Genomic DNA, 9,678 nt, shown 5'->3' on the forward strand with positions numbered 1-9,678 from the left:
TAGAGCAACAGCGTATTGCAGCAGAGCAAGCAGAAGCTGAACGTTTAGAGCAACAGCGTATTGCAGCAGAGCAAGCAGAGGCCGAGCGTTTAGAGCAGCAGCGTATTGCAGCAGAGCAAGCAGAAGCCGAGCGCTTAGAACAAGAGCGTATCGCACAAGAACAGGCAGAAGCTGAACGTGCAGAGCAAGAACGTATTGCAGCAGAGGCAGAAGCTGATCGTTTAGAGCAAGAGCGCATTACGGCAGAGCTTGCAAAAGAAGAAGCTAAACTTGCCGAAAAGCCTAAAAAAGAAGGCTTTTTTTCACGTCTTAAAAAAGGGTTATTAAAAACCCGTGTAAATATAGGTTCTGGCTTTGCTTCTATTTTTAGTGGTAAAAAAATAGACGATGATTTATTTGAAGATTTAGAAACACAGCTTCTTACCGCCGATTTAGGTGTTGATACCACCATGAAGCTGATTGATAGCCTTACTGATGCCGCCGATCGCAAGCAGCTTAAAGATGGCGATGCGCTTTATGACTTAATGAAGCAAGAAATGGCCGCAATGCTTAAAACAGCTGAGCAACCGCTAGAGATACGTGCTGATAAAAAACCATTTGTTATATTAATGGTCGGTGTAAACGGCGTAGGTAAAACGACAACCATTGGTAAGTTAGCTAAGCAATTTCAAAATGAAGGTAAGTCGGTTATGTTGGCCGCAGGTGATACCTTTCGTGCAGCAGCCGTAGAGCAGCTGCAAGTGTGGGGCGAGCGTAACAGCATTCCTGTTATTGCCCAGCACACTGGTGCAGATAGTGCTTCAGTGGTGTTTGATGCATTTCAAGCCGCTAAAGCGCGTAATGTAGATGTATTAATTGCTGATACAGCAGGGCGCTTGCAAAATAAAGATAACTTAATGCAAGAGCTTGAAAAAATAGCCCGCGTAATGAAGAAAATTGACCCTGATGCACCGCATGAAGTTATGCTAACCATTGATGCGGGTACAGGTCAAAATGCAATTAGCCAAGTAAACTTATTTAATCAATGTGTTGGGTTAACCGGTATTACCCTCTCAAAACTTGATGGTACTGCTAAAGGTGGGGTTATATTTGCGGTTGCAGATAAGTTTAATATTCCTATTCGTTACATTGGTGTTGGCGAAGGTATTGATGATTTACGCGCATTTAAAAGCGATGACTTTATTGACGCTTTATTTAGCCAAGATGAGGATGACGCTTAATACATAAAGGGAGCTTGCTCCCTTTTTTGGTCTGTTTATCTTTTGAGATTAAACATGCGCTGCCCTTTGGGCTATTTCTTTTTATTGCTAGGTTTTACTCAGTCCTCTGGGCTATAAACCTTGCGCCGCGATTAAATAGGCTCTAGGCAAAGCAAATTTCAATCCTGAAAGGTCAACAGGCCCTAGCTAAGGAATTCCATTTTACTAATTTGGGACTGGCATAATAAAAAATGATAAATTTTCAGCAAGTAAGTAAAACCTATCCGGGTGGGCATCGCGCTCTCGAAAAAGTTACATTTCATATTAAGCCTGGCGAACTGGCTTTTTTAACAGGCCACAGTGGTGCGGGTAAAAGTACCTTATTAAAGCTCATTAGCTTAATGGAGCGCCCCTCTGCAGGCAACGTGCTAATTAATGGTGTTGATTTAAATAAAGTTAATTCTCGGCAAATTCCTTATGCGCGCCGCGATATTGGTATTATTTTTCAAAATCATCGTTTGTTAGAGCGTTACACTGTGTTTGATAACGTTGCACTGCCGTTGATTATTGAAGGCACTCATCATAAACAAATAGCTAAACGAGTCCATGGTGCGCTAGATAAAGTAGGGCTGTTAGATAAAGTTAAATGTCATCCTTCTACACTCTCTGGTGGTGAGCAGCAACGCGTAGGTATTGCCAGAGCGATTGTAAATTCTCCGCCTATTTTATTAGCTGATGAACCAACGGGTAACCTTGACCCCGAGCTCTCTATGGAAATATTAAGGCTATTTGAAGATTTTAATAAACACGGTACGACAGTACTTATAGCAACACATGACCTTGGCCTAGTGTCGCGTTTAAAATACCGTAGCCTGACTTTAAAAGATGGCCGTATGCTTGAAGACCCACTTGCGGAGGGCACGCTGTGAGCTTGTTATTTAAAGGACGCCAAAACTCAAACGATAAACAAAAAAAATCAGCCATAGCTGGCGGTTATTTTTTTATTATAAATATTTTTCGCCAAGGGGTGCACAGTTTAGGTGAAATGTGGCGTACGCCACTTGCATCATTAATGACAATTGCTGTACTTGGGCTAAGTTTAACATTGCCTGCAACGCTTTATTTAGTCGTAAAAAATGTACAGCAAGTCAGTAGCGGGTTTGAAGAAGCCAGTGAAATATCGCTTTTTGTAAAAGAAAGTATGAGCGAACAAGAAACACAAACCTTAGTAAAGCGTTTAGCACTTTACACCGAGGTAGAAAGTGTTGAATTTATTTCTAAGCAACAAGCATTAACTGAATTTAAAGATGTGTCGGGGTTTGGGCAAGCTTTAGAATACCTAGATAGCAACCCGCTACCCGATGTTGTATTAGTGACACCTACTAAGCGGCATCGCCAGCCTAATGCGGCTAAAGCGCTGCTTACAAAGCTTGAAAACGAGCGCGAAGTAGATTTTGGTAAGCTTGATATTGCTTGGCTTGAGCGCCTAAATGCATTATTAGACTTATTAAAAGAAAGCGTTATCACAATTGCTTTATTACTTCTTACCTCTGTCACGCTTATTATTGGTAATACGATTCGTTTATCGATTATGGATAAAAAAGAAGAAATACAAGTAATGAAGTTAGTAGGTGCTACCAATACGTTTATACACGCTCCGTTTTTGTGGACCGGCATTTGGTATGGCGTTATAGGGGGCTTGTTTGCATTTATTTGTATTGCCTTAATGATGTGGTGGTTAACTAGCGCAGTAAGCAGCGTTGCAGGCGTGTATCAAACAAGCTTTTCGTTAATTGGTTTAACGCTTAATGAGTTTGGCGCATTAGTGTTACTAGCAACCAGCTTAGGCTTTATTGGTTCTTACTTATCGGTTAACCGATATATTAAAGAAATTGAGCCTGATAAAGTATGAGTACAGCTGCTAATGGCTGACTCAAAAATGTCATGTTTGTATATTATTATCCTCAAATGAGATTAGTTGTAAATGCGCTGTTACGCTTGCGCTAATCTCTTGCAATCCCTTAGTTCATCACTTATTCAGTCGCATGTAGTAGACTTAACATACACTAAAAAACCGCTTGATTTACGCTTAAAAAAAGTTTTAAATTGGGGTTAGCACTCTTAGAGAAAGAGTGCTAAGATGGTTTCAAATGTTTATCACCGAGGTGAAAAATGAGTAAAGATTTATACGCAATGGCACTTACAGTTGGGCAACAAAGCGCAAGCATGGACGGCTACCTTCAAGCGGTTAGCACAATTCCTATGCTTAAAGCTGAGCAAGAGAAAGAGCTAGCAACACGACTTCAAGAAGAAGGCGATCTTAGTGCTGCAAAGCAACTCATTATGTCGCATTTACGCTTTGTAGCACATATTGCTAAAAGCTACTCGGGTTATGGTTTACCGCAAGCCGACTTAATCCAAGAGGGCAATATAGGCCTGATGAAAGCGGTTAAGCGTTTCGACCCAAGTGTGGGTGTACGTTTAGTGTCTTTCGCTGTTCATTGGATTAAAGCAGAAATTCATGAGTTTGTGCTTAAAAATTGGCGCATCGTAAAAGTTGCGACCACTAAAGCGCAACGTAAATTGTTTTTTAATCTTCGTAAAAACAAAAAACGTTTAGGTTGGTTTAACCAAGCTGAAGTAAGCACTGTAGCGAATGAGCTAGGTGTGAGTGAAAAAGAAGTTCGTGAAATGGAATCGCGCATGAGCGGCCAAGACATGGGCTTTGACTTAACGGGCGACGATAACGACGACGCACCAACAAGTACATATTCACCAGTACAATATTTAACAGACGGCTCAGCTGATTTAGCTGACGATATTGAGCAGCAACAATGGCAAGAGCAGTCACATACTCGTTTATTTAGCGCGCTTAAAACGCTAGATGAACGCTCACAAGACATTGTAAGTGCACGCTGGTTGTCTGATGACAAAGCAACACTACAAGAGCTAGCTGAAAAATACAGTGTATCTGCTGAGCGTGTTCGCCAGCTAGAAAAAACAGCGATGAAAAAGCTGCAAAGTGCTATGAGCTAATAGCGCAAAAAATGTAAAACTTAAAAAGCCCTGCATTAATATGCGGGGCTTTTGCTTTGTGGCTATGAGTATTTTAATCAACGTTTTAGCTATTTAATATTGCTTTTGTCAGCTTAGTTGTATGGCTTAAATATACTTAAAATATCGCTTAAAGCTACCTAGCGTTGATCCCTTTACCTTGCGCCTGTGCTAATTGTATGTATTTTTTATGCACTAGTTGCGATACCGGAACTAACTCAAAGCCTTGCTCGGTGAGCTCAGGTAGCGCTTGGCGTAAAAAGTCGATTGTTTCTGGGTAGGGGTGGGCAATCGCTATGGCAAAGTGATGTTTAGTCGCTTTATATTTTAGCTCATCCAGCCTTTGCTGCAGCTGCTCATGCGTGGTTATATTGTCTAAAAACACATGGCGGCCAATATTTTCAACCCCGATAAAATTTGCCGCATTTTGCGCTTGGCTTAAGTCGGTAGTACGGCTATCTAAAAAGAATAAATTACGTTTTTTAAGTACTTCCATAGTCCACTTCATGGCTTGGCTTTGTTGAGTGAGTGCCGACCCCATATGGTTATTAACCCCTTTTACTTGCGGTAAGCTTGCCAACGCGGTGCCTAAAGTTTTTTGTAGCTGTTCTTTATCCATATTTACAGTGAGCCCGCCAGGGCCGAGTGCTTTACCGTTTAAGGCTTGCATAGGTACATGCAATAAAAGCTCTTTATTTGCTTGGCTGGCAAGCGTGGCAAAAATTTGAGAGTAGGGTGTGTGGGGCAAAATTGAATACGACAATTGCCCTGGTAAGGTAAGAAATTCTAAATCTCGCTGATGATAGCCAATATCATCAATTACGATGGCTATTTGCTTTGCCCAAGCAGTGCTAGATACAAAGCAGATAGCCAACAACAGCCATTTTATTATTTTCACGTTTATAGTTTTTATTATCTTTTTAATTTATTAAGGGTATTTTTTAATCTCAGCGCCGGGTAATAAAGCTATCTCAGCAGCCATTTTTAGCGCTAACTGCCTTGAATTTACTTAAAATTTATAGCTAAAGAATAGCAGAATCTAATAGTGTTAATATTTATTCTGTTATTAAATCGCTTACCTAGAGTTTAGATTATTTACTATTGCATGCTAAGTAATTGCTTAGCTTTTACTAACTGCAAGTCGCCCAGTATTTCATGTTCAAATTGTGGTGCATTTTTGTTCTGCTCATTTTTTATTATAACGGCTTTATTTGATTGTGGAAGGGTTGCTTGCGCAATTGCTACATCGGGGGTAACTCCTACGCCTTCAATCGATACGCCCGCAGGTGTAAAGTACTTAGCAGTTGTTAATTTTAGCGCTGTATTACCATCACCAAGTGGGATCAAAGATTGCACCGAGCCTTTGCCATAAGACTGATTACCAACCACTGTAGCACGCTTATTATCTTTTAAAGCAGCGGCGAGTATTTCAGCCGCAGAGGCCGAATTTTCATTAATAAGCACCACAATAGGCAAGCCTTTTAGTATGTCGCCTCGTTTAGCGTAGTAGGCTTGGTTAGCGTCGTAATAGCGCCCTTTAGTGGTGACTATAGTGCCGCTTTGTAAAAATAGATCCGCTACCGCCACTGCGCTTTGTAAAGTACCACCTGGGTTGTCACGTAAATCAATGACTAACCCTTTAAGGGGCGTGCGATAATCATTTTTAAGTGCAGCTACCTGCAGCGCCACTTCATGTAAGGTGTGATTAGAAAAATTATTTATGGCTAAATACCCAGTGCCTGAGTCGAGTAATTGGCTAGTGGCGCTTTCTAAGTTTATTTCTTTGCGGTTTACCGCAAAGCTAATTGGTTGCTGCTGCCCTGCGCGCTTTATTGTTAGTTTAACCGCGTTAAAGCGGGTATCTTTTATCAACGCAGCTACTTGCTCTAAGCTACCTGTTTGCGTGTTTATATCATTAACACTAACAATAATATCGCCCGCTAAAATACCGGCCTTTTTGGCTGGGGAGTTTTTAACAACACCAACAATAGTAATGTCACTGTCAATGTCTTTCACTTCAATGCCCACGCCAGTGTAATGGCCATTTGTATTGTTAAACAAAGCGTCTAAGTCATTTTCATTGAGGTATTTAGAATACGGGTCTAGCTGGTCGAGTAAAATTTCTACTTGCTGATTATTAAAGGCACCCTGTGCACCTTTTGTCAGTGATAAGTCATCAACATAATAGGCTTTAATGTTGAAGAGTATTTCAGAAATTTGCTGACTTTTAAGATCTTTAACTGAGCTGGCAAGTAATGAATTGCTAAAACAAAAAATAGCAATACAGGTTAATGCGCACAAAAAAAACGAATAGCGCGTGCGGGAAGAGGGAAATGAGCGTGTTTGTGGTATTTTTTGAGTCATCAGCTGCTCCTAATGCGGTGCAGCTGTTTTATTCACTTAAATACGTCTGCACCATTTAACAGGATTTACTGCGCGTCCTTTATGGCGTATTTCAAAGTATAGACCAGAACTCGACTGTCCGCCGCTTTGACCTACTAATGCCAGCGTTTCGCCTTCTCGAACCATGTCGCCCACATCTTTTAATAATGTTTGCGCATGGCCGTATAGGCTCATAAAGCCCTCACCATGATCAACCACAATAACCCAGCCAAAGCCTTTAAGCCAATCAGCAAATACAACTTGGCCATTATTAATACTGTTTACATTAGTGCCTTCTTTTGCACCAATTAACACGCCTTTCCAGTCTATGCCGCCATGTTTTCGCTGACCAAATGTGTGTTTTAGCTTTCCTTTGCTGGGCCAATTAAGCTTGCCTTTACTTTTATTAAGGCCGAGTAATTCAATTTTTTGAGTCTTCTCTTGCTCAAGTTCTTCAATGGTGGTGATTAATGTTTGCTCGTTGTCTTTTAAGTAATTAATCGAGCTTTTAGTGCTATTGAGCTGTGCTTGTAAGTTTTTAAGGTTAGTTTGGCGCTCGCTTTGGGCATTTACTAGCGCGCTTTGGCGTCTTTTTTGTTCTTCAAATAAGGCGGCTAATTTTTGTTTGGTTTTGGCAAGTGCAGCTTGGTTTTCTGCAATTTGTTGTTGTAGTGCTTTAAGCTCTTCAATTTGCTCTATGCGCGCTTTATTTAAATAGTTGTAATAGCTTAAGGTACGCTCAAATTTAGCTGTGTCTTGTTGGTTTAAAAGCATTTTGGGGTAGTCGTCGCCCCCAGCCATGTAAGCACTTTTTAGCTGGGCGGCTAAAATGGCTTGAAATTGCACGTGTTGCGCTTTTAATTGCTGTGCTTTTTGTTGCTGTGCTTGTTGTTTTTGCTCGGTTTCTTTTACTGATTGCTCAGCCATATTGAGGGCTTTGGCATTTTTAGCTATTTCTAACTCGTGTTTTTTTAAGTTTTTTTGCAGTGCGGCAATTTTTTTTCGCTGTGCGTTGTACTCTGCTTGGCTTTGCTCTAATGCAGATTGCACTTCAGATAGGTCTTTTTTAGTGCGGTTTTCGTTAGCGGTTGCAGGTGCAACCACTAACGAAACCAGTACAAATGTATAAACACTAAACCAATTTACTGGTTTGCTCATGTGTTATTTCAACGTCATGATTGGCGTACCGGTCATTTCGCTTGGTTGCTCCATGCCCATAAGGTGTAGCATAGTAGGTGCTACATCACTTAATGCTTTGCCTTCACTTGGCGTTGCATCGCGTCCTACATAAATAAATGGCACTGGCTCGCTAGTGTGAGCGGTATGAGCTTGGCCCGTGGCAGTATTTGTCATTTGCTCTGCATTACCGTGATCGGCTGTGATAAGCGCTTCACCACCAAACTCATCTAGGGCTTCTACCACGCGGCCTATACATGCATCAACAGCTTCACAGGCTTTAACCGCGGCTTCAAACACACCAGAGTGACCCACCATATCGCCATTCGGGTAATTACAAATAATGGCATCAAACTTACCGCTTTTAATAGCTTCAATAAGTTTGTCGGTTAGCATTTCTGAATTCATTTCTGGCTGAAGGTCGTAAGTGGCAACCTGTGGAGAAGGAATTAATTCGCGTGATTCGCCTTCAAATTCATCTTCGCGTCCGCCACTAAAGAAAAACGTAACATGAGCGTATTTTTCTGTTTCAGAAATACGTAGCTGCGTTTTGCCATTTTTTTCAAGCCATTCACCTAATACGTTTACCAATGGCGTAGGACCAAACGCGACAGGGGCATCAATATCGGCTGAGTATTCTGTCATCATTACAAATGCGCTTAACTGTGGTGATTTTTTCTTTTCGAACCCATCAAAGCCTGGCTCTACAAAGGCACGGGTAATTTCACGGGCACGGTCGGCTCTAAAATTAGCAAAGATGATGGTGTCGCCATCATTAATTTGTGCTGCTTCAGTGCCTTGTGGCGTGATGGTGGTTGGAGCTACAAATTCATCGTTTTCGTCGCGCTCATAGGCGGCTTCTAATGCCGATACACCATCAGCATAATTAAATTCGCCTTCACCTAATGTCATTACATTGTAGGCTTTTTCTACACGGTTCCAACGGTTGTCTCTGTCCATGGCGTAATAACGGCCCACAAGAGACGCTAAGCGGCCACAATTTAGCTCGGCAAATAAGGCTTCTATACGCTCTATTGATGCTTTAGCACTGCGTGGTGGTGTATCACGGCCATCTAAAAAGCCATGAAAATATACTTCTTTTGCACCGCGTTTAGCGGCTAATTGAATACTTGCGACAATATGATCTTCGTGGCTGTGAACACCACCTGGGCTTAATAAACCCATAATATGCACGGCTTTGCCTGCAGCGACTGCTTTATCGATGTTTTCAACAAGGGCAGGAGTTGAGTCAAATTCGCCATCGTTGATTGCTTTGGTAATGCGAGTAAAATCTTGATAAACAACACGACCAGCACCTAAATTTACATGACCTACTTCTGAGTTACCCATTTGCCCTTCAGGTAAGCCTACATCTAAACCTGAGCCTGAAATTAATGTGCGTGGACGGGTTGCCCATAGGTTGTCTAAAACGGGGGTGTTGGCTGCAAGAATCGCATTGCTTTGCTCATCTTCGCGGTATCCCCAACCGTCTAAAATCATTAATACCAGTGGTTTTTTATGCTCTGTCATAATAGCTCCTGAAAATTAGCACCTGTTGATGGGTACTGTGCGCCGAAAGGTTATCTGGTTAGTTTTAGCATACCGTGTTTTAGCGCCAGAATCAGCACTGAGAACAAGATATTAAATTTTTTACCTACTTTCATATATGGGGCGCTTTATGTGTTTTTAAAGCGCAGCAAACTCGCATTTTAACTTGGTTTGGGTATACTTGCGTGGCTAAAGTACAAAATACCTAGAATATTAGGGCGTGTTGCACTTTGGTGGCTGAATTTGCAGCAGTATGTTTGGTTTTTAGGTAAGGCAGAGCCTATGAAGTGTGGTTATTCCCCATAAATAGGCGATAACG

General features: G+C 41.5%; 8 protein-coding genes. 4 read left to right on the plus strand and 4 right to left on the minus strand.

Translation table 11 applies throughout. From position 1 onward, the window contains the following. The 4 genes from ftsY to rpoH all read left to right on the plus strand — a co-directional run. Window positions 1-1,220: signal recognition particle-docking protein FtsY (gene ftsY / locus AN395_RS19400; RefSeq protein WP_235576579.1), on the plus strand; the 1,220-nt coding region annotated here is incomplete at its 5' end. A gap of 230 nt (window positions 1,221-1,450) precedes the next feature. Then, the gene (ftsE, locus tag AN395_RS13295) at window positions 1,451-2,128 is read left to right on the plus strand and encodes a cell division ATP-binding protein FtsE (RefSeq protein ID WP_004588623.1); all 678 of its coding nucleotides are present in this window, start codon (window positions 1,451-1,453) and stop codon (window positions 2,126-2,128) included. Beyond that, window positions 2,125-3,111, plus strand: a complete 987-nt coding sequence (ftsX, locus tag AN395_RS13300; RefSeq protein ID WP_054983284.1) for a permease-like cell division protein FtsX — start codon at window positions 2,125-2,127, stop codon at window positions 3,109-3,111. The genes ftsE and ftsX overlap by 4 nt, the downstream gene beginning before the upstream one ends. 260 nt (window positions 3,112-3,371) lie before the next feature. Further along, window positions 3,372-4,235, plus strand: coding sequence for an RNA polymerase sigma factor RpoH (rpoH, locus tag AN395_RS13305; RefSeq protein WP_004588621.1), 864 nt, complete (start codon window positions 3,372-3,374; stop codon window positions 4,233-4,235). 154 nt (window positions 4,236-4,389) lie between these two features. On the opposite strand, the gene AN395_RS13310 is transcribed toward rpoH, so the two are convergent. The 4 genes from AN395_RS13310 to gpmM all read right to left on the minus strand — a co-directional run bounded on the left by AN395_RS13310 (window position 4,390) and on the right by gpmM (window position 9,341). Beyond that, complete coding sequence (locus AN395_RS13310) at window positions 4,390-5,151, minus strand: divergent polysaccharide deacetylase family protein (RefSeq protein WP_004588620.1); 762 nt, start codon at window positions 5,149-5,151, stop codon at window positions 4,390-4,392. A gap of 200 nt (window positions 5,152-5,351) precedes the next feature. Then, window positions 5,352-6,617 (minus strand): S41 family peptidase, encoded by a 1,266-nt coding sequence (locus tag AN395_RS13315; RefSeq protein WP_095206662.1) that lies wholly within the window; start codon window positions 6,615-6,617, stop codon window positions 5,352-5,354. A gap of 36 nt (window positions 6,618-6,653) precedes the next feature. Continuing rightward, window positions 6,654-7,793: a murein hydrolase activator EnvC gene (locus tag AN395_RS13320; protein WP_054983285.1), complete on the minus strand. Its 1,140-nt coding sequence runs from the start codon at window positions 7,791-7,793 to the stop codon at window positions 6,654-6,656. Window positions 7,794-7,796: 3 nt separating this feature from the next. Beyond that, the gene (gene gpmM, locus AN395_RS13325; RefSeq protein WP_054983286.1) at window positions 7,797-9,341 is read right to left on the minus strand and encodes a 2,3-bisphosphoglycerate-independent phosphoglycerate mutase; all 1,545 of its coding nucleotides are present in this window, start codon (window positions 9,339-9,341) and stop codon (window positions 7,797-7,799) included. Window positions 9,342-9,678 lie beyond the last annotated feature (337 nt).

It is taken from the genome of Pseudoalteromonas sp. P1-30 (assembly GCF_001400005.1).
GTDB classification, from domain to species: domain Bacteria; phylum Pseudomonadota; class Gammaproteobacteria; order Enterobacterales; family Alteromonadaceae; genus Pseudoalteromonas; species Pseudoalteromonas atlantica.

Bases quoted from the DNA above. Each gene is read 5' to 3' on its own strand.
- ftsE (WP_004588623.1), top strand. From the start codon at position 1,451: ATGATAAATTTTCAGCAAGTAAGTAAAACCTATCCGGGTGGGCATCGC.
- rpoH (WP_004588621.1), top strand. From the start codon at position 3,372: ATGAGTAAAGATTTATACGCAATGGCACTTACAGTTGGGCAACAAAGC.
- AN395_RS13315 (WP_095206662.1), bottom strand. From the start codon at position 6,617: ATGACTCAAAAAATACCACAAACACGCTCATTTCCCTCTTCCCGCACG.
- AN395_RS13320 (WP_054983285.1), bottom strand. From the start codon at position 7,793: ATGAGCAAACCAGTAAATTGGTTTAGTGTTTATACATTTGTACTGGTT.
- gpmM (WP_054983286.1), bottom strand. From the start codon at position 9,341: ATGACAGAGCATAAAAAACCACTGGTATTAATGATTTTAGACGGTTGG.